Source organism: Amycolatopsis sp. 3B14 (assembly GCF_050958625.1).
Lineage (GTDB): Bacteria > Actinomycetota > Actinomycetes > Mycobacteriales > Pseudonocardiaceae > Amycolatopsis_E > Amycolatopsis_E thermoflava.
Window position 1 is genome coordinate 58,515 of the sequence record NZ_JBHZEN010000066.1, and the last position, 25,546, is coordinate 84,060.

20 protein-coding genes are annotated in these 25,546 nt (G+C 73.0%); 15 read left to right on the forward strand and 5 right to left on the reverse strand.

Features of this window, described 5'->3' with window-relative positions; all coding sequences use genetic code 11:
* The first annotated feature begins 7 nt into the window (after positions 1–7).
* The 3 genes from ACCP09_RS32505 to ACCP09_RS32515 all read left to right on the forward strand — a co-directional run bounded on the left by ACCP09_RS32505 (position 8) and on the right by ACCP09_RS32515 (position 2,246).
* A complete protein-coding gene (locus tag ACCP09_RS32505; RefSeq protein ID WP_433752564.1) occupies positions 8–934 on the forward strand; it encodes an SseB family protein in 927 nt (308 codons plus the stop codon).
* A gap of 2 nt (positions 935–936) precedes the next feature.
* Entirely contained in the window at positions 937–1,623 is a 687-nt protein-coding gene (locus ACCP09_RS32510; RefSeq protein WP_378336832.1) for a hypothetical protein, read from the forward strand.
* Between the two features lie 74 nt (positions 1,624–1,697).
* Positions 1,698–2,246, forward strand: a complete 549-nt coding sequence (locus tag ACCP09_RS32515; protein WP_433752566.1) for a hypothetical protein — start codon at positions 1,698–1,700, stop codon at positions 2,244–2,246.
* A gap of 258 nt (positions 2,247–2,504) precedes the next feature.
* On the opposite strand, the gene ACCP09_RS32520 is transcribed toward ACCP09_RS32515, so the two are convergent.
* The gene (locus ACCP09_RS32520) at positions 2,505–4,187 is read right to left on the reverse strand and encodes a right-handed parallel beta-helix repeat-containing protein (protein WP_378336835.1); all 1,683 of its coding nucleotides are present in this window, start codon (positions 4,185–4,187) and stop codon (positions 2,505–2,507) included.
* Here ACCP09_RS32520 and ACCP09_RS32525 point away from each other — a divergent pair.
* The 3 genes from ACCP09_RS32525 to ACCP09_RS32535 all read left to right on the forward strand — a co-directional run bounded on the left by ACCP09_RS32525 (position 4,186) and on the right by ACCP09_RS32535 (position 12,299).
* Positions 4,186–5,148, forward strand: a complete 963-nt coding sequence (locus ACCP09_RS32525; protein ID WP_378363793.1) for an SseB family protein — start codon at positions 4,186–4,188, stop codon at positions 5,146–5,148. The genes ACCP09_RS32520 and ACCP09_RS32525 overlap by 2 nt on opposite strands.
* Positions 5,149–5,198: 50 nt before the next feature.
* Positions 5,199–7,973, forward strand: coding sequence for a BTAD domain-containing putative transcriptional regulator (locus ACCP09_RS32530; protein ID WP_433752569.1), 2,775 nt, complete (start codon positions 5,199–5,201; stop codon positions 7,971–7,973).
* A gap of 1,065 nt (positions 7,974–9,038) precedes the next feature.
* Positions 9,039–12,299 carry a BTAD domain-containing putative transcriptional regulator gene (locus ACCP09_RS32535; RefSeq protein ID WP_433752571.1) on the forward strand — a complete coding sequence of 1,087 codons (3,261 nt, stop codon included), beginning with the start codon at positions 9,039–9,041 and terminating at the stop codon, positions 12,297–12,299.
* Between the two features lie 90 nt (positions 12,300–12,389).
* On the opposite strand, the gene ACCP09_RS32540 is transcribed toward ACCP09_RS32535, so the two are convergent.
* Positions 12,390–13,079 (reverse strand): helix-turn-helix transcriptional regulator, encoded by a 690-nt coding sequence (locus ACCP09_RS32540; RefSeq protein ID WP_231960612.1) that lies wholly within the window; start codon positions 13,077–13,079, stop codon positions 12,390–12,392.
* Positions 13,080–13,164: 85 nt separating this feature from the next.
* On the opposite strand from ACCP09_RS32540, the gene ACCP09_RS32545 reads away from it, so the two are divergent.
* From ACCP09_RS32545 to ACCP09_RS32555, 3 genes are all read left to right on the forward strand, one after another.
* Complete coding sequence (locus ACCP09_RS32545) at positions 13,165–15,567, forward strand: ATP-binding protein (RefSeq protein WP_433752573.1); 2,403 nt, start codon at positions 13,165–13,167, stop codon at positions 15,565–15,567.
* 1,659 nt (positions 15,568–17,226) lie between these two features.
* Positions 17,227–17,886: an ESX secretion-associated protein EspG gene (locus ACCP09_RS32550; RefSeq protein WP_378365978.1), complete on the forward strand. Its 660-nt coding sequence runs from the start codon at positions 17,227–17,229 to the stop codon at positions 17,884–17,886.
* Between the two features lie 25 nt (positions 17,887–17,911).
* Entirely contained in the window at positions 17,912–18,382 is a 471-nt protein-coding gene (locus ACCP09_RS32555) for an SRPBCC family protein (RefSeq protein WP_037322581.1), read from the forward strand.
* 687 nt (positions 18,383–19,069) lie between these two features.
* Here the strand turns inward: ACCP09_RS32555 and ACCP09_RS32560 are convergent.
* On the reverse strand, positions 19,070–20,497 hold the full coding sequence (locus ACCP09_RS32560) for a bifunctional phosphatase PAP2/diacylglycerol kinase family protein (protein ID WP_433752576.1): 1,428 nt from the start codon (positions 20,495–20,497) through the stop codon (positions 19,070–19,072).
* A gap of 61 nt (positions 20,498–20,558) precedes the next feature.
* Between ACCP09_RS32560 and ACCP09_RS32565 the strand changes: the two genes are divergently transcribed.
* The 6 genes from ACCP09_RS32565 (at position 20,559) to ACCP09_RS32590 (ending at position 24,498) form a co-directional block, all read left to right on the forward strand.
* Complete coding sequence (locus ACCP09_RS32565) at positions 20,559–21,056, forward strand: GNAT family N-acetyltransferase (RefSeq protein WP_228684836.1); 498 nt, start codon at positions 20,559–20,561, stop codon at positions 21,054–21,056.
* Positions 21,053–21,625 carry an LmrA/YxaF family transcription factor gene (locus ACCP09_RS32570; protein WP_433752578.1) on the forward strand — a complete coding sequence of 191 codons (573 nt, stop codon included), beginning with the start codon at positions 21,053–21,055 and terminating at the stop codon, positions 21,623–21,625. Before ACCP09_RS32565 ends, ACCP09_RS32570 begins: the two co-directional genes overlap by 4 nt.
* A 237-nt stretch (positions 21,626–21,862) precedes the next feature.
* Positions 21,863–22,723, forward strand: a complete 861-nt coding sequence (locus ACCP09_RS32575) for an LLM class flavin-dependent oxidoreductase (protein ID WP_433752580.1) — start codon at positions 21,863–21,865, stop codon at positions 22,721–22,723.
* Between the two features lie 99 nt (positions 22,724–22,822).
* Positions 22,823–23,116, forward strand: coding sequence for a hypothetical protein (locus ACCP09_RS32580; protein ID WP_400981488.1), 294 nt, complete (start codon positions 22,823–22,825; stop codon positions 23,114–23,116).
* Between the two features lie 105 nt (positions 23,117–23,221).
* A complete protein-coding gene (locus tag ACCP09_RS32585) occupies positions 23,222–23,860 on the forward strand; it encodes an SGNH/GDSL hydrolase family protein (RefSeq protein WP_027931405.1) in 639 nt (212 codons plus the stop codon).
* Positions 23,854–24,498, forward strand: a complete 645-nt coding sequence (locus ACCP09_RS32590) for a maleylpyruvate isomerase family mycothiol-dependent enzyme (protein ID WP_433752582.1) — start codon at positions 23,854–23,856, stop codon at positions 24,496–24,498. The genes ACCP09_RS32585 and ACCP09_RS32590 overlap by 7 nt, the downstream gene beginning before the upstream one ends.
* Here the strand turns inward: ACCP09_RS32590 and sigJ are convergent.
* Both sigJ and ACCP09_RS32600 read right to left on the reverse strand, forming a co-directional pair.
* Entirely contained in the window at positions 24,490–25,368 is an 879-nt protein-coding gene (gene sigJ, locus ACCP09_RS32595) for an RNA polymerase sigma factor SigJ (RefSeq protein WP_431904087.1), read from the reverse strand. The two genes, ACCP09_RS32590 and sigJ, sit on opposite strands and share 9 nt — an antisense overlap.
* 17 nt (positions 25,369–25,385) lie before the next feature.
* Positions 25,386–25,529 carry a hypothetical protein gene (locus ACCP09_RS32600; protein WP_167344599.1) on the reverse strand — a complete coding sequence of 48 codons (144 nt, stop codon included), beginning with the start codon at positions 25,527–25,529 and terminating at the stop codon, positions 25,386–25,388.
* Positions 25,530–25,546: the final 17 nt, after the last annotated feature.

Consider the following 25,546-nt stretch of genomic DNA (forward strand, 5'->3'; position numbering starts at 1 on the left):
GTCTGGAGTGGACTTTCAGTGGCGCCCGTCCAACGAGGTCGAGAGCGACATGCTGGCCGCGCTGCAGGAGAGCGACAGCCGGAGCTTCGCGCAGTTGCTGCGCGAAGCTCCGCTGTACGTGCCGGCCACCCCGGAACCGGGTGATCCGTGGCCGGTGAGCCTGCCGATGCCCGAAGGCAACCACGTCATCGTGTTCACCTCCGAGGAATCGCTGGACTGGGCGCTCGGCGGCGTCGTCGACAGCTGGCGGCGGACCGACATCGCTGGCCTGCGGGAGATCCACCCCGACCACGCCCAGCTCGTCGTCAACCCCGGCGTCCCGATCGGCGTGTACCTCGTCCTCGGGGAGGTCGACGACCTGGCCGAGGGGCGGCAGGAGCTGGTCCCGGTCGAGGACGTGCAGAACGCGATGGTCGACGAGGTGCTCGCCGAGGTGCGGCGGCTGGCGCTGGCGGAGCTGGGTGGCGACGAGGAGGCCGCGGCGGCGCTGCAGCCGTCCAACCAGCTGGAGGAACGGCTCCGCGACGCGGTGGCGGAACTGGACTTCGACGCCTTCCTGCTCGCGCTCATCGGTTCCGATGTCGTGGTGCCCACCGCGGCGCCGGTCGCGGACCCGTCGCTGATCGAGAACGGCGAGTTCCCGTGGCGCGTCCTCGGCGACGACGAAACGCCCGTGGTGCCGGTGTTCAGCTCCGAGGGCGTCCTGGACGTCGTCGCTCCCGGCGGCGGCCCGCGCACCGTGGTGTCCTTTTTGGACGTGCTGGTGAACTGGCCGGGTGACGACCACGTGCTGTGCTTCAACCCGGGCACGAGCATGGAGCTGACGCTGCCCGGCAGCAGCGTGCCCGAACTGGTGTCGGCCATCGCGGAAGCGGCCGCGGCGGGCGGCCCGGTGGAGGGGCAGCCGGGCAACGGCAGCACGCCCGGGGTCTGAGCGTGGGCAACCGGCTGAGGCGGATCCTCGCCGACCCGGCCGAGATCGACCTGCGGTACTCCGGCGACGACCTCCGGTTGCTGCGGCGCGCGAGCGAGTCCGAACGCGACCGGCTCCGCGAGGTGGCGCGCGACGGGGCACCGGAGTCCCGGGTCCCGGCGACGCTCGCGCTGGCGCGGCTCGGAGGCGCGCGCAAGGCGCTGGCCGCGACCCTGGCCGACGACGCGTGCACCGGCCTGCTCGCCGACGGGATCGGGGCGCTGGGCGAGAGCTACCCCGAGTACGCCGACCTCGTGGCGCCGTGGGCGGCGCGGGTGCTCGGCGCGATCGGGCTTCCCCTGCGCGACAGCGTGTCCCCGGAGTTGCGCGGGCTGGCGTCGGCCTGCGGTGAGCTGCGGATCGCCGAGGCGGGCCCGGTCCTGCTGCGAATCTCGCGGGCCGCGGACGAGCCGTCCTACCGGGAGAAGTGGCCGCTGGACAGCGTGCACTTCCTCGCCGCGGCGGCGAAGGTGTGGCCCGTCGCTGAGGTCTCGGAGGAGATCACGGACCGGTTCGGGCCCAACCCGGACGACTCCGACAGCCACGTCGTCGAAGCCATCGGGGCGCTCGCCGCGCGTGGCGAACCGGAGGTCGCCGAGTTGCCGCCAGTGCCTCCACGAACAAGGAACGTGTGCGTGTTTTCCTCGTGACTCTCCATCAGCTTTTCGGCGCACCACCGCAGCGCCCACGCGGGCCGGACGGCGCGTCGCTGCTCGGATGGGTCGTGGACCAGTCGCCGTTTCCAGGACCGTTCCCCTGGGCGGCGAGTTACCGCGACGAGGCCGTGGCCCGGATCGACGCGACCGCGGGGCCCGGGCAGATCGCCGCCGAGATGGTCGCACTCGGACTGATCTCCCGTGCGACCGCTGAGGAGTACCTCGGGAACGGACCCGGCGAGACCGTGCCAGCACGACTCGTGCGGGACCTGTTCGAGGCCGAGGGTGTGCTGGTGGAGTTCGACCCGAAGAGCTACACGGTCCCTCCCGCCTACGGCGACCTGGCAAACCGCTTCGCCACCGTGGCCGGCACGAGCTGCGAGAACCTCGAACTGAGCGACGACTTCGAACTGTCCTTCGTCCACAACGGACAGCGGCACGAGTTCACCCCCGACGACCAGGGCAAGTACTTCGACCTGCTCACGGTCGACGAGATCGCCGGCGCACTGAGCCCGCCCGGTCCGCGGCGCTTCGTCCCGCTCGGCGAGGAGGCTTACGTCCTGGTGGATCCGCGGGCGCTCGATCAGCTGGTGAAGACCTTCGCGATCGAGGCCTAGACGAGTGATGCGTAACTCGGTCAGTGGTCGTAGGCGGTCAGGGATCGGGTGGTGGGCTGGCTGGTGGCGCGGTTGTGCCAGATGGTGGCGGTGAGGGCCAGGAGGGGTTGGCGATGCGGACGCCGACGCCTTCGATGGTGCTGGCGGATGGACTTGAGCAGTGGTTCGCCGGAGTGGGGCCGCGCCGGTGGACGCCAGGACCGCCGCCTGGTTCCCCGCCGGCCGGGGCGGCCCGCGCCGACCCGGCCGTCCGGACACTCAGCCCGTGCCGCGCACCGCTTCCAGCAGGTCGTCCAGCGTGAGGGTGCGCAGGTCGTCCCGGGTGGGGCGGTGTCCCAGCGACCGCAGACGCGTGGACTGGGCCTTGCGCATCCGCTCCAGCAGCTTGCGCGCCTCGCGCGCGTTACCGAAGTTCTGGTCCCGCTCCATCTGCGCGAACCACTCCAGCAGCGCCACGTCGAGATCCTCGCCCAGCAGGTAGTCGTCGCTGCGGGCCATGTGCAGGCTGATCGACACCAGTTCCTCGGGGCTGTAGTTCTCGAAGACCAGCGTCTTGTTGAACCGCGACGCCAGACCGGGGTTGGCGTCCATGAACTTGGCCATCTCGTTGGTGTACCCGGCGACGATCACGGCGACCTCGTCGCGGTGGTCTTCCATCAGCTTCACCAGCGTGTCGATGGCTTCCTGGCCGAAGTCGGCGCCGCTGCCGCTGGAGCGGGACAGCGTGTACGCCTCGTCGATGAACAGCACGCCACCGCGCGCTTCCTCGAACGCCGACGCCGCCTTCTCCGCGGTGTGCCCGATGTACTGGCCGACCAGATCCCGCCGCGAGACTTCCTTGAACCGCCCGTTCGGCAGGATCCCCAGGGCCTTCAGCAGTTGGCCGTAGATGCGCGCGACCGTCGTCTTACCGGTGCCGGGCGCGCCGGCGAACACGAGGTGATTGCTGACCGTGCCGACGGACAGGCCCTCGCTGCGGCGCCACTCGTTGACCTGGATCTCGTCGATCAGACCGCGCACCTCGGCCTTGACGCTCGCCAGGCCGATCATGCCGTCCAGCTCGCCGAGCAGTTTGTCGACCGTCTCCAGGTCCTGGTGGTTGCCGGTGGTCGCGACCGCGCCGACCGGGACCTTGCCGCGCGACGGGTCCCCCTCACGGATCTCGGCGCGCGCGCCGTCGGCGAGGTGGATGCCCGGCACCGCGGTGTTCTCCACGCGGCAGTCCTCGATCACGCCGCCGCAGCCGCGGCCCACGCTGATCCCGACGCCCTGCGTGTCGTGCACCCAGCAGGTGCTGATCGTCGGCGAGCTCTGGTCGGCCACCGCGATCCCGGCGTCGCCGGTCTGCGAGACGTCGCACCGATCCAGGCTCGAGTCGCCGGCCTGGTACATGTACACGCCGCGGAACCCGCACCCGGCGATCGTCGTGTGCTGCACCTTGATGCGCGCGCCGAGCCGCACGATGACCCCGTCGTCGGCGATTTCGCGGATCTCACAGCGGTCGATGGTGCCGTCGGACTCCTCCACCACGATCCCGTACTGCGATCCGGTGATGTGGCTGTTGCGGATCTCGATGCGGTCGGCGCCCGCGACGTCGATTCCCGGCGCGAACCGGGCCGTCGCCGTGCACTCGACGATCTTCACCTGGCCGCCGCGCACGCGGACCGCGGAGTGCTCCTCGGACGTGAGCTTCAGCCCGATCAGCTCGACCCGCGCGTCGGTCACGGACACCACCGGCTGGTCCGGGAACGGCGAGCTGATCGTGACGCTGCCGGACTCGCGCGCGGACAGCGTGACGTGCTGACGTGTGATCGAGATCGGCTCGGGGTAGTCACCGGGCGCGATCGAGATGACCGCCCCGTCGTCGGCCGCTTCGAGCGCGTCGCGGATGGTGGGCAGGGCGCCGCGCTGGTCCGGGGCGACGAAGAGGGTGCGTGGCATGGCTTCCGTGGTTCGGCCGACTAGGGTTTGCAGGACAAAAGGTACCGCAGAGAGGCAAGCACGCGTGGAACCTTCCTGGCAGCCGGGCAATGACCTCGAGCACGCACTGATGACGGCGATCGAGGACGGGGACCCGCGGCGGTACGCGCGGCTGGTCCTGGACGCGACCTTCTACGTCCCGGTGCTCCCCGATCCGGGCACCGCCGAGCGGGACGAGGTGACACGTCAACTCGGCCTGACCGAGCACGACATCCTGGTCTTCACCTCGCCCGCCGCGCTCGGGCGGTTCCTCGGGCCGGTCGCGCGCGGCCACGTCACCGCGACGTTCGCCGAGTTGACCGCGAACGTGCGCGAGGAGGACGAGGCCCGCTTCATCATCGACCCCGGCCTGCCGATCACGGCCGTCCTGCCGCCCGCCGTGGTGCCCGAACTGGCCGAGGGGCGGCAGGCGACCGCGCCGGTGTCGGAGCTGCGCGACGTCGTCCGGGACGAAGTGCGCCGCCTCGTCCCGTTGCTGGCGCTCGCGGAATTCGCCGGTGAGGCGGAACCGCGGACCGACCTGCCACCGTCCAACGCTCTGGAGAACGCGCTGGCCGCGGCGCTGGCGGAGCGGAACGAGGACGCGTACATGCAGGCGCTGATAAGCGGTGAGGTGGTGGTCCCGACCACGGGACCGGTGCCGGTCAACGACCTGCCGGGCATCCCGCCGCTGCCGTGGCAGCTGGCAGGCACCGACGAGATCCCGGTGATCACGGTGTTCTCGTCGGTGGCGATGCTCGAAGCGGTCGCAGGCAAAGAGCAGCACCACACGACGGACCTGCTGTTCAACGTGTTCGCCCGGTGGCCGGACGAGCGGCACGTGCTGTGCTTCAACCCGGGCGCCGACACCCAGCTGGTGCTGTCCGGGCAGGCGGTGCTGGAGATCACCGACCTGATCGCGGCGGACCTGGCCGACTCCTAGCGGCCCGTTCCCCGGTTGCCGTCCCGCACGCGGAAAGGTGAGAACGAACTGTGCCCGCGACCCCGTCCCGCCCGGTGCGGTACCGGCTGCTGGGCCCGATCGAGGTGTCGGGGCCGGACGGGCCGGTGCGGCTGGGCGGGCCGAAGCAGCGCTCGGTGCTCGCGGCGCTGCTGCTCAACGCCGGGCGCGTGGTGCCGGACGAGCAGCTGTTCGCCCTGGTCTGGGGCGCCGCGCCGCCGGCGACGGTGCGTGGCCAGGTGCAGGTGTACGTCTCCGAGCTGCGCAAGCTGATCGGTGCCGACGTGATCAGCAGGCGCGCGCCGGGGTACGTGATCGAGGTCGGGCCGGGTGAGCTGGACCTGCACGAGTTCGACGACGCCGTCGCCAGGGCGCGCGCGGACCTCGACGCCGGCCGTGTCGGGGAGGCGGCCCGGCGGTTGCGCGCGGCGCTCGACCTGTGGCAGGGGCCGGCGCTGGGCGGGGTCACCCAGTCGCTGCTCGACCGGGAAGGCCCGCCGCTCGCGGAGAAGCGGCTGAGCGCGCTGGAGGACTACTTCGACGCCGAACTCGCCGCCGGGCGGCACCGGTCGGTGGTCACCGGGCTGCGGCAGGAGGCCGATGACAACCCGTTCCGGGAACGCCTGCAGGCCCTGCTGATGCTCGCGTTGCACCGCTGCGGCCGCACGCCCGAGGCGTTGGAGGTCTACACCGCGGTCCGGTCGCGGCTCATCGACGAACTCGGCGTCGAGCCGGGGCCGCTGCTGCGGGACACGCAGGTGCGGCTGCTGCGCGACGAGCCCGAGGAGGGGCCGGTGCCGCGCCAGTTGCCCGGTGACGTGCCGCAGTTCGCCGGGCGGATGCGCGACCTCGCGCGGCTGGACGCGTTGCTGCCGCTGGACGGCAGTGGTGACCGGCCGTCGGTGTCGGTGGCGGTCGTCAGCGGCGGCGCGGGTGTCGGCAAGTCGGCTTTCGCGGTGCACTGGGCGCACCGGGTGCGGGAGCGGTTCCCGGACGGGCAGCTGTACGTCAACCTGCGCGGCTTCGATCCCGGCGCGTGCGCGATGAGCCCGGCGGAGGCGGTGCGGCGGTTCCTCGACGCGCTCGCTGTTCCGGCGCAACGGATCCCGGTGAGCGTGGAGGCGCAGGTGAGCCTCTACCGCAGTCTGCTGGCGGACAAGCGGGTGCTGGTGGTGCTGGACAACGCGCGCGACGCCGAGCAGGTGCGGCCGCTGCTGCCCGGCGCGCCCGGCAGTTTCACGCTGGTGACGAGCCGGAACCAGCTGGCCGGGCTGGTAGCGGTCGAGGGCGCGGCGCCGGTGAGCCTGGACCTGCTGTCCGACGCGGAGGCGCGCGAACTGCTCGCGCGGCGGCTCGGGGCGGACCGGGTGGCGGCGGAGCCGGAGGCGGTCGCCTCGATCAACACGTTGTGCGCGCGGCTGCCGCTGGCGCTGGCGATCGTTGCCGCGCGGGCGGCGACGAACCCGGGGTTCACGCTGGGCGAGCTGGCCGCCGAGTTGTGCGCCGCGCGCGGCAGACTGGACGCTTTCGAGGGCGACGACGCGAGTTCCGACGTGCGCGCGGTGTTCTCGTGGTCGTACCACACGATCAGCGCGGACGCGGCCCGGCTGTTCCGGTTCCTCGGCCTGCACCCCGGGCCGCACGTGACCGTCGCCGCGGCCGCGAGCCTGCTTGGGGTGTCCCGGGTGCGGCCGCTGCTGGCCGAGCTGACGCGCGCGCACCTGGTCGCCGAGCGCGCCCCCGGGCGGTACGCGTTCCACGACCTGCTGCGGGCGTACGCGATCGAGCTGACGCATGAGGAGGACGCGGAGGCGGAGCGGACCGCGGCGGTGCGGCGGATGTTCGACCACTACGTGCACACGGCGCACGCGGGCGCGGCGACGTTGAGCCCGCAACGCGAGCCGCTGTCGCTGGACCCGCCGGCGCCGGCTGTGGTGGTGGAGCCGCCCGCGGACGCCGGCGCCTGGTTCGCCGCCGAGCACCCGGTGCTGGTGGCGGCGATCGACCGCGCGGCCGCGTCCGGGTTCGACACGCACGCGTGGCAGCTGGCGTGCGCGTTGAGCCACACGTTCGTGCGGCAGGGCAGGCACTGGCTGGGGGAGCCGCGGACGTACGAGGTGGCGCTGGAGGCGGCCGCGCGGCTCGGGGACCCGGTCGCGCTGGCGCACAGCCACCGGGGGCTCGCGGTCATCCTGACGGCGCTGGGGCGGGACGAGGAGGCGCGGGCGCAGCTGGATCGGGCGCTGGACCTGTTCGAGGAGCTGGGGGACCTGGGGTACCAGGCCGACGTGCGGCAGGGGCTCACGTGGGTGTGCGACCGGCTCGGGGATTACGCCGAGGAGTTCCACCACGCGCGGCGGGCGCTGGAGTTGTTCCAGGCGGCGGGGAACCGGTACGGGGCGGCCAGCGCGCTGAACAACATGGGCTGGAGCTGTGCCCGGCTGGGGGACTACGAGCAGGCGCTGGCGCACTGCAAGGAGTCGATCGCGGTGCAGGCCGAGCTGGGGAACCTGGTCGGTGAGGCCAACGCGTGGGACAGCGTCGGGTACGCGCAGCAGTCGCTGGGAAACCTGGACGAGGCGGTGCGCTGCTACGAGACCGCCGTGGGGCTCTACCGGCGCCACGGAAGCCGCTACTACGAAAGCCGAACCTTGGACCGCCTCGGCGACGCACACCTGGCGCGGGGCGATTCGGCCGCGGCTCAACGCGCCTGGCGGGCCGCGCTGGAGTTGCTGGAGGAGCTGGGGTCGCCGGACGGAGGCCAGATCCGCGCGAAGCTGGACAGCGTCTCGGAGTGGTCGGCGTAACTGCCGCGGTGGCTGGTTCGGTGGCTGGGGTTTCTGCTGTGGTTGCCGTGCGGCGGCTGGGTGGTTGCGGTGGCTGGAACGGCTGGGTGGTTGGGGTGGCTGGAACGGCTGGGTGGCTGCGGCGGCTGGCGGGGCGGGGCGGATGCCCGCTCCGATGAATGGCCCGTTCATCGTCGCGCGGGTGGCGCTGTCGTGCGCCGGTGGAGGGGCCAGCCGTGCTGTGAAGCGATGAATGGTCCGTTCATCGTCGCGCGGGTGGCGCTGTCGTGCGCCGGTGGGGGGACCAGCGGTGCTGTGAAGCGATGAATGGTCCTTTTGTCGCCGCGCGAGCGGCACGTCCGTGCGCCGGTGAGGGAGCCACTCGCGCTGGGAAGGAATCACTCGCGTCGAGAAGGGATGAACGGTCCGTTCATCGCTGCGCGGGTGGCGCTGTCGTGCGCCGGTGAAGGGACCAGCCGTGCTGTGAAGCGTGAACGGTCCGTTTCATCGCCGCGCGAGTGGCCTCCTCGTGCACCGCTGAGGGAGCCACTGCCGCCGGGAAGGGATGAACGGTCCGTTCATGGCCGCGTGAGTGGCGCTGTCGTGCGCCGGTGAAGGGACCAGCCGTGCTGTGAAGCGTGAACGGTCCGTTTCATCGCCGCGCGAGTGGCCTCCTCGTGCACCGGTGAGGGAGCCACTGCCGCCGGGAAGGGATGAACGGTCCGTTCATGGCCGCGTGAGTGGCGCTGTCGTGCACCGGTGAGGGAGCCACCCACGCCGGGAAGGGATGAATGGTCCGTTCATCGCCACACGAGCCGGCCCCAACGCCCCACGAGCCACCGCGACCCAGTCCAGCCACCGAGCCCACCACCCCCGCCCCAACTCATGATCACCCTCCGCAACCGCCCCTCACCGCCCGCACTCACCAGGCAACACCTGCGTTAACTCCAAGCGACCAACGCGCCCACCACCTCCCTTCGAAGCATTTTCGAAGCGGAGTTTGTAACTCTGTCGGAGTAACGCGGGAACGGCTTGGCGCATCACTGCGTCCCAGGCTGCGAACGACGAGATCGGGGCGGTGAACGAATGAGCGACGGTTCGCGGAGCCGCTTGGGCGCGCTGGTCCAGGGCTTCCGCCGGCGCGCGGGCCTCACCCAGCGGGAGGTCGCCGACCTGGCGGGGCTCAGCGTGGCGGGCCTGCGTGACGTCGAGCAGGGACGTGTCACCCGGCCGCGCGTGTCCACTCTGCGCAAGTTGGGCGACGTGCTGGGCCTGTCCCGTGTGGAGCTGGGCGAGCTGCTTCGCGAGGCGGGCAGCGAGCAGGCCACCGGCGGCGGGCTGCGGGTCGAGGTTCTCGGGCCGCTGCGGGTCATCGCGGACGGCGAACCGGTCGATCCGGGCTCGGAAACCCAGCGCACCCTCCTCGCGCTCCTCGCGCTGTCTCCGAACGCCCCCGTGGGCCGGGACGCGCTCGTCGAAGCCGTCTGGGGCGACCAGCCCGAGCACGGCACCGTGGACCTCCTGCAGTCCCGCATCTCCCGCCTGCGCCGCCGCCTGCAGGGGGACCCGGAGAACGGCTTCATCGTCTCCGCGCGCGGCGGCTACCAGCTCAAGGTCGCCGAGGGGCAGCACGACCTGCTCCTCTTCCGCCAGCTCGTCGCCCGCGCGCGGCATGTCCGCGAGGAGGGCGAACTCGCCGAAGCGTGCGGTCTCTTCGCCGAAGCCGTCGGTCTCTGGCGGGGCGAACCGCTCGAAGGGCTGAGCGCACTGGACTCCCACCCGATCGTCGTCGCGCTCGTGCGCGAGTACCGGGCCGTCGTCGTCGAGTACGCGGGCGCCGCCTCGGATCTCGGGCGCTACCAGGAGGTTCTGCCGCTCCTGCAGCGCGTCGCCGAGGCCGATCCGCTCCACGAGGCCGTCCACGCGCGCCTCATGATCGCCCTCGCCGGCAGTGGCCAGCAGGCCGCCGCGCTCGACGTGTTCGACACCCTGCGCCGCCGCCTCGCGGGCGAACTCGGCGCGGACCCCGGGCCGGAACTGGCCACCGCCTACCAGCGCGTCCTGCGCCAGGAGGTCGCGCGGCCGGAGTTCGCCCCGGTCAGCGCCCACCGCCAGCTGCCGCTCGACACCGCCGACTTCAGCGGCCGCGAAGCGGAGCTGACCACCCTGCGCGACGGGCTCCGCGCGATCGACGGCGGCACCGCGGTCGGCATCGCGCTCATCGAGGGCATGGCCGGCGTCGGCAAGACCCGCCTCGCCGTGCACGTCGCGCACCAGCTGCTCGCCGAGGGCCGCTACGGCGACTGCCAGCTCTACGTCGACCTGCGCGGCCACTCCGACCAGCCGCCCGCAGACCCGGCCGCGGTGCTCGCGTCGTTCCTGCGCCTGCTCGGCGTCCCCGGCGACCAGATCCCGCCGAGCCTCGACGAGCGCGCCTCCCTGTACCGCGACCGCGTCTACGGCCGGGATGTGCTGGTGCTGCTGGACAACGCGGCCAGCGAGGACCAGATCCTGCCGCTGCTGCCTGCCGGGCCGACGAACCTCGTCCTGGTCACCAGCCGCCGCGCGCTCGCCCTCGACGGCGCCCGCACCCTGCCGCTGGACGTCTTCACCCCGGCCGAGGCCCGCGAACTGCTCGTCCGCGTCGTCGGCGCCAAGCGGGTGGAGAGCGAACCCGAGGCCGCCCGCCGGGTGGGCGAACTGTGCGGCTGGCTGCCGATGGCCGTCGCGCTCGCCGCCCGTCGCCTCCAGTCCCGTCCTACGTGGACAGTCGCCGACCTCGCCGCCCGGCTGGCCGAAACCGGTGACCGCATCGACGAACTGGCCGCGGGCAGCCGGAGGCTGCGCGCGGTGTTCGAACTGTCCTATCAGGCGCTCGCAGCCGAGGAGCAGCGCCTGTTCCGCCTGCTGGGCCTGCACCCCGGCGCGGACTTCACCCCCGAGTCGGTCGGCGCGCTCGCCGGGCTCACCCCGTCCCGGGCGCGGTGGCTGCTCGACCGTCTCGTGGACGAGAACCTGGTCACCGTCGTCACCCGCGACCGGTACCGGCTGCACAACCTGCTCGCCGAGTACGCGCGCGGCCTTGCCCGCGACAACGAGCCGGAGCCGGCCCGGCGCGCCGCGATCACCCGCGTGCTCGACTTCTACCTGCACACCGCCGCCCGCGCCACGCAGCTGATCTACCCGGCCAAGCACATCCCGCTGACCGGCGCCGCGCCCGCGCACGGCCCGGTGCTGCCCGACCGCGAGGCGGCGAAGCGGTGGCTGGAGGCCGAGCGCCCGTGCCTGATCGCCGCCGTCAGCCTGGCCGCCGAGCAGGGCTGGCCGACGCACGCCTGGCAGCTGACCCGCTGCCTGCGCGCGTACCTGTACCTCTACGGCTACAGCCACGACCACGACTGGGTGCACACGCACGAGGCCGCGCTGGCGGCCGCGACCGCGGCGCAGGACCGGGTCGGTGAGGCGCATACCCGCTCCGACCTCGCGGCCGCGTACCTGCACCACGGCCGCGCCGCCGACGCGCGTGAGCAGTTCCTGCGCGCGATCGACCTGCACCGCGCGAACGGCGAGCGCGAACTGGAAGCCACCTCGCTGACCGCGCTGGCCGTGCTCTGCCACCGCGTCGGTGAGTTCCCCGAGGCGCTGCGGCTGTTCCGCACGGCCGGTGTCCGTTGCGCCGGGGACGCCCGGCTGGAAAGCGTTGTCGCCGCGAACCTCGGCGCCACGCTGGCCACGCTCGGCCGGCTCGACGAGGCCGTCGACCAGTACCGGCACGCGCTGGTGCTGTCCCGGCAGGCCGGCGACCCGGACGGGGAGAGCGGCGCGCTGGCCGACCTCGGCGACGCGTGGCGGCGGCTGGGCAGGCACCGCGAGGCGATCGAGCACCTGAAGGAAGCCGTCGACCTCGCCGAGGCGCACGGCCTGGAGCCGCGGATCGCCTACGCGCGGCATCGGCTCGGCAACACCTACCGGCAGACCGGCCGGTTCGACGACGCGCTCGGCAACCTCAACGAGGCGCTGCGGATCGTCCGCACGGTCAGCGGACCGGCGACCGAGAGCGAAGTGCTCATCGACTTCGGCGGGGTGCACCGCGACATCGGCGACCTGCTCACCGCCGCGGACCTGATCGAGGCCGGGTTGCGGGCGGCGATCAACCGGGGCGAGCGCTACCAGCAGGCGCGGGCGCTCAACGAACTGGCCGAACTGCACCGCTGCGCCGCGCGAGCCGGCCTGGCACAGGACTACTGGCGCCGCGCCTACGCCCTGTTCGACGAGCTGGGCGCGCCGGAAGCGGCCGAGCTGCGCGACTTCACCGGAGACCGCTGGCCCGTGACGTCCGTGGCCTGACCCCGAACTCCCGGGCCGGCCATCGCCTGGCCCGGGACCAGCGGACACGCCGAGGCGCCGCCTCGCCTCGGCGTGTCCGCCACCCACCGCTCAGATGAGCCCGTTGCGTAGCGCGTAGGACACGGCGTGCGTGCGGTTGCGCAGCCCCAGCCTGCTGGTGAGGCTGTGCAGTATGTTCTTGACCGTGCGCTCCGAATAGGACATTTCCGCGGCGATCTCGGCCGTGTCCTGGCCGTCGGCGAGGCGGCGCAGCACCTCGGTCTCGCGGCGGGACAACCCGTTCAGCATCAGCTCGCGCGGCGCCAGCACCTCGCGCTGCAGGCGGGCCAGCCCGTGCAGCACCTGGCCCAGCTGCTCGGCAGGCAGGTGGCCGTGGCCCTGGTGCGCGTCGGCGATCGCGCGCAACAGCCGGGCGGTCGTGGCCTCCGCGCGCGGGAGCAACACCACCAGGCCGTTCTCGATCGCGGTCCACAGTTCCGCCGGGCGGGGCGCGTCGGTGATCAGCACCAGCCGCGCGTTCGTCGGGGCGTCGGCCACCAGTTCGGGCAGGCCGGCCACCGACTCGGTCATCGCGACCACGACGTCCGCCGACGCGGGCGTCCCGTTGACCACGTGGATGCCGGGTTTGCCCTGGATCTCGCTGAGCAGGCCGGCGCGCAGGAACACGTCGTCGGCCAGTACCGCGACGCGGACCACCGCGCGGTCGGCCGCCGGGACGGCGTGCAGGCGGGCGGCGGGCCTGCCGCCGGGGACATCCCGCATAGCGGTGCTGTACGGCATAGGGCCACCTAACCGTACCGATACAGGCGGAACCAGGCGGAAGCACCGGCAGGTTTCGGCGCTCGCAGTTCTGCCGGTTTAATGGGTGGCGGTGAGCGAGACAGTGGACATAGGGTCGCCGGGGGAGGATCCGACCTTCGGTGAACTGCTGCTACGCCATCGCCGCTCGGCCCGGCTCACGCAGGCCGACCTCGCGCAGGCCTCCGGGGTCAGCGTGCGGGCCCTGTCCGACCTGGAGCGCGGCCGCGCCCGCGCCGCGCAGCGCCGCTCCACCGAAGCCCTCGCCGACGCGCTCGGGCTGACCGGCGGCAACCGCGAAGACTTCCTGGCCGCGGCCCGCGACGGCCGTCGCCGCAGGTCCAGACCAGTCGTGCCGTTCGCGGGGCCGCCGCCGGCCGCGGTGCCGGACCTGGTGGGCCGCGGCCACGAGCTGGACACGTTGCGCCGAGCGGCGGCCGACGCGCTCACCATCCCGAGCGGCGTGGTCGTGTCGCTCGTCGGGCACCCGGGCGTCGGCAAGACTGCGCTGGCCCGCACGGCCGCGCACCTGCTGGCGGCCGAGTTCCCGGACGGTTTTCTGTCGGTCGACCTGCGCGGCATGGACGACCAGCCGGTCACCCCGCGCGCCGCACTGGACGTCCTGTTGCGTGGTCTGAACGTCCCTGCGGCGGAGATCCCGGCCGCGGTCGCCGAGCAGTCGGCGTTGTTCCGGTCGCTGCTGGCCGGTCGCCGGGTCCTGGTGCTGCTGGACAACGCGGCCGACGAGGCCCAGGTCCGCCCGCTGCTGGCGGCCGCGACCGGATGCCTGACGCTCATCACCTGCCGCCGCGCGCTGGCCGGGTTGGAGTCGGCGCGCTGGCTGTGGCTGCGGCCGTTGGAGACCGCGGACGCCTCCGCGCTGGTCGCGGCGATCGCGGGGCCGGACCGGGTGCGGGCCGAGCCGGCCGCGGCGGGGGAGCTGGCCGAGCTGTGCGGGAACCTGCCGCTCGCCGTGCGGATCGCGGGGAACCGGCTGGCGACCAGGCCGCACTGGACGATCGCCTACCTGGTCGACCAGTTGCGTGACGAGAGCACGCGGCTGGCCGCGTTGTCGGCGGGGGACCTGCGGGTGCGGTCGGCGTTCGAGATGTCGCACCGCCGGTTGTCCCCGGCGGCGCGGCTGGTGTTCCGCCGCCTGGCGGTGATCCCGGGCCCGGATTTCGGCGCCGACCTGGCGACCGTCGCCACCGGCATGGCGACCCCGGACGTGCGGGCCCACATCGACGAGCTGGTCGACGCGAACCTGCTGCAGGAGGGCAGCGTGCCCGGGCGCTACACCTTCCACGACCTGATCCGCCTGTTCGCGCGGGAGCGGCTGGCCGTCGAGGAGGATGCCGGCGAGACGTCGGCCGCGACGTGCTCGGTGCTGGACCACCTGCTGGACACCGGGATCGAGGCCGGGCGGCTGTTCTACCCGGACGCGCTGCGGGATTCGCTGGAGGCGAGCCGGTTCGCGACGCGTGAGGAGGCCGCGGCCTGGCTCGACACGGAGGCGGCGAACTGGCTCGCCGCGCAACGGGCCGCGCTCGCACACGGCAAGCACCGGCAGGTGGTGGACCTGGCCAGAGCCTTGCACTGGTTCTCGGACGGCCGGATCCAGCAGCTGCCGTGGGACGAGGTGTTCGCGCTCGGCGTGGACGCGGCGCGGGCGCTGGGCAGCCGCGCGGACGAGGCGGTGTTGCTGAACTTCCTCGGCTGGGCGAGGTACTACTGCCTCGGCGACAACGAAGGTGGCCGCGCCGCGCACGAGGAGGCGCTGGCGATCGCGACCGAGATCGGCGACCGGCGCGAGCAGACGTGGGCGCTCGGGTATCTCGGTTCGGTGCTGCTGCGGCTGGGGCGGCCGGAGGAGGCGCTGGACCACGTCGAGCGGTCGGTCGGCTTGGCGGACATGGATTTCTGGATGGGGCAGGGGTCGATCCGCAACGTGCTGGGGAAGGTGTTGTGCGCGGTCGGCCGTCCCGGCGAGGCGCTGCTGGTGCACCGCGAGGTGCTCGCCGACACCGAACGCTACCGGGACGACGCGAACCCGTTCACGTACCGGTTCTTCCGCGCGCTGACGTTCCAGTTGCTCGGCAGGGCGCTGACGGAGACCGGTGACTGGCCGGGTGGCGCCGAGGCGTTCCGGACCGCGCGGAGGTTGTTCGACGAGGGCGGTTTCCCCGTGCCGGGCGGCGAATGCGCCGTCCAGGAGGGCGCGGCGTGGCGGGAAGCCGGGCGGCTGGGCCTGGCGGAAGACTGCCTGCAGGCGGCGCTCCAGGTGTTCACGCAGGTGCTGACGCGCTGGCAGCGGGCGCAGGCGCTCGCGGAGCTGGCGCTGGTGCTGGAAGCGACCGGACGAGGCCCACTGGCGGCCGAACACCGCCGCGAGGCGCTGGCGGTGTGCGAGGACCTGGGCACTGAGGCGGCGGCGGATCTGGCGAAGCGTTTGTTGTCGGGGCTGGGGTGAGGTGGCGCTGGTGTTGCGGCGGTGGCGAGGTCGGTTGGCGGGCGTGCGCCGTCGGTAGGCGCTGGTGGTGTGAGGATTTGGGTACCCCGGCAGCCGCGGATCCGGGGAGGCGTTTGTGGTCCGGGCTGGGGTGAGGTGGCGCTGTTGCGGCGGGGGCGAGGTCAGTTGGCGGGCGTGCGCCGTCGGTAGGCGGTGGCGGTGTGCGCCGACCTGGGCGCCAGGCAAGGGGCGGATCCGGGGAAGCTTTTGCTGTCGGGCTGGGGTGAGTTGGCGCTGGTGTTGCGGCGGGGGCGAGGTCGGTTGGCGGGCGTGCGCCGTCGGCAGGCGCGGGCGGTGGGCGGTGGGTGTGGCCGGGCAGGGTTGACCGTCCGATAGGGCATGGCGGCGTTCGGTCGCTGGCGCAGCGGTACGTCTTCGGGTTTCACTGAGCGTGATTTCGGCGGGAACGATCAGTACAGGGAGCGCGGACGTGGGCGAGCAGGACGCTCAGAACTGGGCCGCGCGCAGCCATCACGAACTGTATGAGACGGTGCACGCCGCCGGCCCCGCCGCAGAGGCCGCCCGCGCCGCAATGCCGGAACCGGCGCCGTTCGACCTGGACGAGACCCTGGAGCGCCTGTTCGCCCGCGGCGGGATCGCCACTCTCTACGAAGCCGCCGACGACCTACGTCCCGCCGCCGAGCACGCGTGGCGAGCGCACAACCAAGCGGTGTCGGTGATGGCCGCGTTCGCTTCCGGGGCGGCGGAGGCAGGTGCGTCGCTCCCGCAGCAGACCGAAGCGCCCAGGAGTTCCGGTGGTTCCCGGCCATCGCCGCCGATGGATGTCGGCGCAGGGCACCAGGTGCCGCGAGGGTCTGCTTCCCCCGGAGCGGCGTCGGCCTTGGCGGATGGTTTACGGCGGAGTGATCCCGCGGTTCCGTCCGCTTCGCGCGGGGCGGTCGCGGTGTTGCCGGAAACTGACTCCTGGCGGAGCGTGTCTGCTTCGCCCGAAGCGGTATCGGGGTTGCGGGACAAGGACTCCGGCCGGAGCGAGCTCTTGGCTTCGCCCGCGTCGGCCGGGGTGGTATCGGGGGCGCGGGACAATGAATTCCGGCGGAGTGATCCGCCGGCTTCGCTTGCGTCCAGTTCTCCGGCAGCGGTTTCGGCGTGGCGGGACAGTGACTTCCGGCGGGTGGTTCCGCCCGCTCCCTCCGCTTCTCCCGGAGCGGCGTCGGCCTTGGCGGATGATTTCCGGCCGAGTGATCCATTGGTTCCGTCCGCATCTGCTTCGGCCGGTGCGGCATCGCCCTTGCGGCGTAAGGATCCCCGGCCCGGTGATTTGCCCCGGCCAGCAGCTTCTGCTTCCTCCGCGGCGGCATCGGCGTTGCGGGGCAATGACTTCCGGCGGAGTGATCCGCCGGTTCCGCCCGCGTCCGCGATCAGCGGCGCCGCGGGCGGCGCCACCCACCGGCCGGGTGTGACGAACTCGCCCCGGCCGCCCGGCACGCGCACCACCGGCCCGGCGATCCCGGGTTCCGGCGGTGTTGGCTCGTTGTGCCCCGGCGCCGCCGGTTTCGGCGGCGCCGGGAGCCCGGGTAGCGGTGGCGGCGCGTTCGCCGTCCGGTTCGGCGAGGCGGCGGGGCCCGGCGCAGGCGGCCGGGTCCCCGCCGCGTGGCCGGCATGACCCCCCGAAGACCCGACTTCGTCCTGTCCGCACCCGAGTTCGACCTGCTCTGGGGCGACCTCGACCTGCCGCCCGTGCCGTATCCGCTGCGAGTGCCCAGCGTCGGCCGCACGTTCACAGTCCGGGCCCGGCTCACCGATGAGGTGTACCGGTCGTGCGCGGAACGCGGCCTGGCGTCCGGTCGTCGGCTCGATCCCCGGTTGGAAACGCTGCTCGCCCTGCTGGCCGGTCCGGAGGTGTCGATCGACGCCGTCGGGCACATCGGGTACCCGGTCCGCGCCCTCGCCGCGGCAGCGGGCCGGACCGGGGTGCTGGCCGTGCTCGCCGGTGGCGAGATCTGGCTGACCGAGATCCCGCCCGCCGCGCTGGTTCCGGAGATCGTCGCGGTGTTCCCGCCCGGCGCACCCGGCGCGCCGGTGGATCCGTTCGCAGTGGACGCTCTGGCCGGAAGCCGTTCCAGCGGCGGGCAGATCGGCGTGCACGCCGGTACACGATCGTCCACTGTGGTCACCTGGTTCGACTCGTCACGCGGCCGGTACCTGGTTTCTCGTGACGGCGACGGCATCACCGTCACCCCCACCGACGACGCCCGTCTAGCCCGTCGTGTGAGCGCGCTGTTGACGAGCACCGCGGAGATACATACTGTAGGTATGTAACTGTTCGCGACGTTGCGAGGTGTCCATGGGCCAGTCGGGGCCGAGTGCCACGGGCCGGATCGAGGTCGCGGCCGAACCGGCGCGCGTGTACGACCTGGTGAGCGATCCCGGCGTGCTCGCCGAGCTGGCCGAGGAGTACAGCGGGTTCCGATGGCTACGCGGCGTGACCGGCGCCCGGGTCGGCGCGCGGTTCCGCGGGATCAACCGCCGTGGAGTGCGGTTGTGGAGCACCGTCAGCACGATCACCGACGCCGACGCGGGGAAGCGGTTCGCCTTCGAGGTGCGTTCGCTGGGCATCCCGGTTTCCCGGTGGCAGTACGACATCGAGCCCGCCGGCGACGGCTGTGTGGTGACCGAAAGCACATGGGACAAGCGGCCGGGCTGGTTCCGCGCGCCGAGTTCACTGGTGACCGGCGTGTGGCAGCGCGAGGACAAGAACCGCGCCAACATCGCCGCGACGCTCCAGCGCCTGAAGACCCGCGCCGAACACGCCTGAGCATGGCGCGATGAACCCGGCGGCGCGGCGCCGGTTCGGCTTGGTCACAGGTCACGTCGTCTGACCTGCGGCGGGTCAGTGGCTGAGCCACTCGGCCGGCGGGAATCCGCGTGCGGTGGCCAGGCCGGGTCGAGCAGTGCAGGTCGTCGAGGGTGGTTGGGCCGCTCGGTGACGGACGTCTGGGCGAGTGGCTGGGCCAGTTGGTCAGTGAGGGAGCCGGGCCCGGCGAGTGGCTGGGTCAGTTGGCTGGGGGTGGATGAGTGGCTGAGCCGGTTGGCCGGGGGAAAGCTGGGCGGGTGGCTGGGCCAGTTGGCCGGAGGGGAAGCCGGGCGGGTGGCTGGGCCACTTGGCCGGGGGAAAGCTGGGCGGGTGGCTGGGCCGGTTGGTCGGGGGGAAAGCCGGGCGAGTGGCTGAGCCGGTTGGCCGGAGGGGAAGCCGCGCGAGTGGCTGGGCCAGTTGGCTGGAGGGAAAGCTGGGCGGGTGGCTGGGCCACTTGGCCGGGGGGAAAGCCAGGCGAGTGGCTGGGCCGGTTGGCTGGCGGGGAAGCCGGGTGAGTGGCTGGGCCAGTTCGCCGGAGGGGAAGCCGCGCGAGTGGCTGGGCACTTGGCCAGCGAGAAAGCTGGGGAATGGCTGAGCCAGTTAGCCAGTTAACCCGAACCGGAGAGGCGTCCACGCGGGGCGGCCCGCTCAGCGGTAGACCACTAGTGCGCCCCGATTCTTGCGTAGCGTCACGTCGGGCGGGACCTCGGTCAGCTCGCCGTCCACCGCGAGGCGCAGACTGCCTCCCGGGGCGCTGATCTTCAGTTGCGGCGCCGCGGGCCGGTCCTGGTATGGCGTGCACCAGCGCAGCGTTCCGGTCAGCACCGCCAGCACCACCCGCGTCCGCGCGAACGGGCTTTCCGCGTACACCACGCGGATGTCGAGCAGCCCGTCGTGCAGGCTGGGGCGGTACGTGGGCGCGAAACCGCGCGGCCGGTACGCACCGTTGCCCGCGAAGATCATCCACACCCGGCGCCGCTCGTCGTTGACCACCAGCTCTTGCGGCTTCGCCCGGCGCAGGACGTGCACCAGCCCGACCAGCACCGCGGGCCACTTCCCGATCCGCTTCTCCCACTTCTCCCGGTAGCGGACCAGATCGGTGTACAGACCGGTGCTGCAGGTGTTGACGAACACCTGGCTGTCCGCCACCCCGAGGTCGATCCGCACCGCGGAACCGGCGCGCAGCGCGGTGATCGCATCGTCCGGGGTCTCCACGCCGAGGTCGCGCGCGAAGTGGTTGAGGGTGCCCGCCGGGACGACGAGCAGCGGGACGTCGTGCTGGGCGGCGACCCGCGCCGCGACGTTGATCGTGCCGTCCCCGCCGGCGACGCCCAGCACGCGGCAGGTCCGGGCGGCCTCGGTCATCGCCTCGGTCAGGTCCTCGCCGTCGGCAGGCTCGACGATCTTGGCCTGCGGCAGTTCCGCCGCGACCTGCTCCAGGATCGCCGCGCCGGCGCTGCCCGCGGACGAGTTGGCCACCAGGACCAACCCCTCGCCCGTGGGCAGGGCGGGCGCCGGGCACCGTTCGGCGTCCGACGGGCCGGCCGGGGTGCGTGGCCACCACGACAACGTGACCAGGCCCGCGGTCAGGCCGATACCGATCCCGGCGAGCACGTCGGACGGGTAGTGGGCGCCGGTGACCACGCGGGAAGTGGCCACCCCGGCGGCGAGGGCCCCGACCGGCACGCCGAGCGCGGGCCACTCCAGCGCGGCCCCGGCGGCGAAAGCGGCCGCGGACGCGGAGTGCCCGGACGGGAACGACGTCGTCCACGGCGCGCGCCGCAACTGCCGGACCGGCGGGATGGCGACCGTCGACGGGCGGGTGCGGCGGATGATCCGCTTGCTCAGGCCGTTGGCCGTCGCGCTCGCGATGCCCAGCGCCAGCATTCCGCGCAGGGCGGCGCGGCGCGCGCGGCGGTTGCGGGTCGCGGCGAGCGTGCCGCTGACCGCCCACCACAGGCCGCCGTAGTTGGCCGCGCGGCCGAGGCGGGGCAGCACCCGGTCCAGGAGCGCGGAATCGGTCGCCGCCACCCGCGCGAACACCTGCCGGTCCACCCGGGACACCCATCGCCGCATGCCGGCAGTCTAGGCGCGCTCCGCGCTTGCTTCCGGGCACAGCGAGGAGTACACCGGTTCTATGACAGCTGTCATGACGGTGACCGAGCTGGACGGCACGTCCTCGGCGGAGGTCGCCGAACTCGTCCTGGCCTGCTCCGCGGTGACTCTCCGGAATCGCTTCCTGATGCCGGGGCAGCCGGATCCGCGGGACGTCCTCGTCCGCTACCGGCGCTACCTCCTCGCCGGGCCGCCGCACGGGGTGGCGCTGGTCGCGTTCAGCGGGCGGTCGCCTGCCGGGCTGCTGAACCTGGTGGCGGACGAGGCGCGGGTCGCGGAACTCGGCATCGTGGTCGCCGACCCGTGGCAGCGGCAGGGGATCGCGACGGCGATGGCTTCGTGGTTGCGGACTTCGGGCCGGTGGGAGGGGTGGACCGTGCGGGCGGTGACGCACGCGGACAATGTGGCGGCGAAGGCTTTGTTGCGGGGTCAGGGTTTCCGGCTGCTCGGCGGGGCCGATCGCGGCGAGTACCACTACGAGTTGACGATGCCGGGACCGGTGTGGGAGGTGGCGAGGTGACGCGCGGGCCGCGGGAGCGGATGGTCTACAGCGCAGCGCAGCTGATCCGGACGCAGGGGGTGAGCGGCACCGGGATGCGCGAAGTGGTGGAGCACGCGTCGGCGCCGCGGGGATCCCTGCAGCACTACTTCCCGGGCGGCAAGGACCAGCTGGTGCGCGAGGCGCTGGCGTGGTCCGGCGACTTCGCGGCGCGGCGGGTCAAGCGGTACGCCGAGGCCGCGCCGACTCCGGCCGGGTTGTTCGCCGGGATGGTGGCGCAGTGGCGGGACCAGTTCCGCGAGGAGGGTTTCGCGGCGGGCTGCCCGCTCGTCGCGGCGACGGCGGATGTGGTGGCGGGCAACGAGAACCTGCGGCAGGCCGTGTGTGCGGGGTTCGAGACGTGGCTGCGGCCGGTGGCGGACAGCCTGCGCGAGATGGGCGTGCCGGAGGCGCGCTGCCGGTCGCTCGCGATGGTGATGATCAGCGCGCTCGAAGGGGCGATCGTGATGGCGCGGGCGCAGGAGGATGTGGCGCCGTTGGATGCGGTGGTGGCCGAGCTGGGGCCGATGCTCGACGCGGCGCGGGTTTGACGGCGGGTGGGCGTTTGGTCGGGACGGCGCGGGCGGGCGTGGCAGCTGGGTGGGAGTGCTTGGACGGTGGTTGTGATGGCGGGCGCAGGGGTTTGGCGCCGTCGGATGCGGGGCCGGTGATGCGGGTGTGCGTTTCGTTGGACGCCGACGGGTGGGCGGACCTGGCGCGCCGCGCCTGAGGGGGAGTGTCCGTTCCGTTCAAGACCGCCGCCGCGGGCGGACCTTAGCGTCCACCGCATGCGTATCGGAATCGGACTTCCCGCCGCTGTGCCTGGGGCGGACTTCACCTCGATCGGGGACTGGGCCGCGGAGTGCGAGCGCCTCGGGTTCGCCTCGCTGGGCGTGATCGACCGGCTCGTCTACGACAACCTCGATCCGCTCGTCGCGTTGGCTGCCGCGGCCGCGCGCACCACAAGGATCGAGCTGCTGACCACCGTGCTCAACGCCGGCTACCGCCGCAACCCCGTGCTCCTCGCCAAGCAGATCGGCTCCCTGGAACGGCTTTCCGGCGGCCGGCTCACCGTCGGGCTCGGGATGGGCGGCTGGCCGGAGGACTACGCGGCCAGCGACGTCCCGATGACCCGCCGCGGTGCCGCGTTCGAGGACACCCTCGCGACCATGCGCGCGGTCTGGCGCGGCGAGACGCACGGCGCCTCCGGACCGGTCCCGGCATTGCCGGACGGGCGTCCAGGCCTCCTGCTGGCCGGGCTCACCCCGGCCGGCTTCGCCCGCGCCGCCAGGTTGTCCGACGGCTGGGTGGCGCCCTCCTTCGGCCTGCCGGTCCTCCAACAAGGCGTGGCGGCCGTCCGCGCGATCTCGCCGCGGGCGCGGATCGTCGTCGAGCGGTACTTCTGCTTCGGGCCGGACGCCGAGCGCCGCGCGGACGACTACATCGCCCACTACTACGGGCCCGCCTATGCCGACCAGGTGCGGCCGGACGTCCTCACCGACCGCGGCCACCTGCACAAGGAGATCACCCGCCTCGCCGAGGCCGGCGCCGACGACCTCGTGCTGCTGCCCTGCACGGCCGAACCGGAGCAGATCGGGCTGCTCGCCGCGCGGCTGCCCACTGTGGACGAACACGGCACTGTCGGGTGAAAACCCCGCCACGGCGTTTGCCGTGTGCCCGCACCAGGGAACCACCGGCACGAGTATCCGGAGTGGACCCACCGGGGTGCACCGGAGAGGAGGCTCACCGTGAGTGGATGGGTGAGGGTGCCCGAGGTGCGCGACGAGCCAGGAGGGCTGAACGGGACGTTCGTCCTCGCCCGGCCACGGTCCGGCACCGTGGGCGAGACCCAGCGCGTGGCCCACGTCTTCCCGTTGCCGGCCGAGCGGCCCGGTGTGCTGGTCGCCTACTGCGGCTTCGAAGGTCGCCGCGGCGAGCTGGACCTGCTGGACCGCCCGGTGGGCATGCCGTGCGAGCGCTGTCTGGTCGTCGCGGCCCGGCGCGCCGGGGCCGGATCGATCCCCAGCCAGCGCCGCAACTGACCGGACACCCGTCCGTCGCAAAACCCCTGCGAATACCTCCTTGACTGGATCTCGCTCCCAAACTTAAAGTACGGTCGTCCACAAAGTTTGACGACGGGGGCAGCCATGACGACCGACGTGCTCACTGGATCACTGCGCGGCGCGCCCTGGCGGCGGCTCGCCGTGCTGGGCGACAGCGTCGCCGAGGGGCTGGGCGACCCGGTCGACGGCTACCCGCCGCCGCCGTGGGCCGACCGGCTCGCCGACCTGCTGCGCGAACAGCAGCCCGGCCTGGCCTACGCCAACCTCGGCGTGCGCGACCTGCGTGCCGCCCAGGTCCGGGACACCCAGCTCGCCGCTGCCCTGGACTTCCGGCCGGACCTGGCCGTGGTCGCGGCCGGTGGCAACGACATGCTGCGCCGCTCGTTCGACCCCGTCGCGGTCGAGGAAACGCTTTCCGAGATCGTCTCCGCCCTGCGCGCGGCCGGCGCCGCCGTGGTGGTCATGGGCCTGTTCGACATCTCGCGGTCCCCGCTCGCCGACGACGACCGGCGCGACGGGCTCCGCGTGCGGCTGGGCCGGCTCGCGCGGCTCACCCGCCGCGTCGCCGACCGCCACGGCGCCTGGTACATCGACCTCGGCGACCACCCGGCCTCCGCGGACGCGGGGATCTACAGCGCCGACCGGTTGCACGTCAACGCCCGCGGCCACGCGATCGTCGTCACCGAAACCGTCCGCAGGCTCGCCGCGGAGCTGTCGTGCTGACGCGGCGGCAGGTCGTCCAGGGCGCCACCGGCCAATACGACCGGTTCGCCGAACTCGTCGAGTCGGTGACCGACGGCTGGGACACGCCCACCCGGTGCACGAAGTGGCGGGTGCGGGACGTCGCCGCGCACGTGGTCGGCAACGCCGTGGACACCGCGGCGGGCACCATCGGCACACGCACCCCCGACGAGCAGGCCGTCGCCCTCGCGCACCACGAGCCCGCCGAACTGGCCGCGATGCTCCGCGAAGCCAACGCGAAACTCCGGGCCGCACTGTCCACACTCGACGATCAGCGGTGGGCGAAGCCGAGCGGCGTGCCGGGCCGGACGGTCGGCAACGGTGTCCTGACCCTGTGGTACGACGCCTACGTCCACGGCGACGACATCCGCGCCGCGCTCGGCCGCGAGCCCGAACGGGGCAGCGGGCTGACCGCCGCCGTGCACTGGGTCGCGGAATCCCTGCGCCAGAAGGGCTGGGGACCCGCGCGCCTGGAACTGCGCGGCTTCGGCCCGGTCGACATCGGCAGCGGGGGAGACACCGTCGAGGCCGACGCGCTGGAGTTCGTGCTCACGGCCTCCGGCAGGCGCGACCCGGCCGCGCTCGGCCTCGGTGGCGACGTCAACGTCTACTCACGCTGACCACTTCTGGGCCGCGGCGTAGGCGAGCTTGTCCGGGTTGACGACCGTGTGCAGCGCGAGCACGCCGTCCCCGCCCGGTTCGAGCAGCACGATTCCGAACAGCTCGCCGTGCAGGTGCAGCGCGAGGCCGGGCGAGCCGTTGATCGAGCGCACCGAGAGCTCGATGTCGGCCGCGCGCGGGTCGCGGTGCAGACCGGCGACGTACCGGGCGACGCGGTCGCGGCCGAGGATCGGGCGGCGGGCGGCGGTGACCTTGCCGCCCCCGTCCGCCCAGGACACGACCTCGTCGGCGAACATCCGTTCCAGGGCGGCCACATCGCCCTTGACGGTGGCGTCGAGGAACCGCTCCACGATGGCGCGGCGCTGCTCGGTCGTCGCGGTGAAGCGTTTGCGCCCGTCGCCGACGTGCTGCCGCGCGCGGCGGTACAGCTGGCGGACGTGGGATTCGTCGAGGTCGAGGATCTCGCCGATCTCGCGGTGGCTGTGGCCGAACGCCTCCCGCAGCACGAACGCCGCGCGTTCCGGCGGGGTCAGCCGTTCCAGCAGGAAAAGCAGCCCCATCGACAGCGAGTCGCGCTGCTCGGCGGTCTCCAGCGGGCCCAGCTCGCCGTGCTCGGTGAACACCGGCTCCGGCAGCCACGGGCCGGTGTAGAGCTCGCGCCGCGCCCGCGCCGAGGTGAGGCGGGTCAGGCAGAGGTTCGTGACGACCTTCGTCAGCCACGCCTCCGGCACCTCGACGCCGTCGCTGGCGTCCCAGCGGAGGTAGGCCTCCTGCACGACGTCCTCGGCCTCGGACGCCTCGCCGAGCAGCCGGTAGGCCAGGCCGAGCAGGCGCGGGCGGTTGGCTTCGAAACGGGCGAGGCGGTCCACGCCTCCCAGGATGCCAGCTACCGGCCCTGCTGCGGATCGAAATCGTCGTGCTCGTCACCCGAGGACGTGCCCTGCTCGCCCCGCAGCACCTCCTGCTCCTCCGGGGAGGAGTCCTCGGCGCCGGGCAGGTCCTCGCGGGCGTCGTCGTGCTTGCGTTCCATGCGCCCGGGCTACCCGG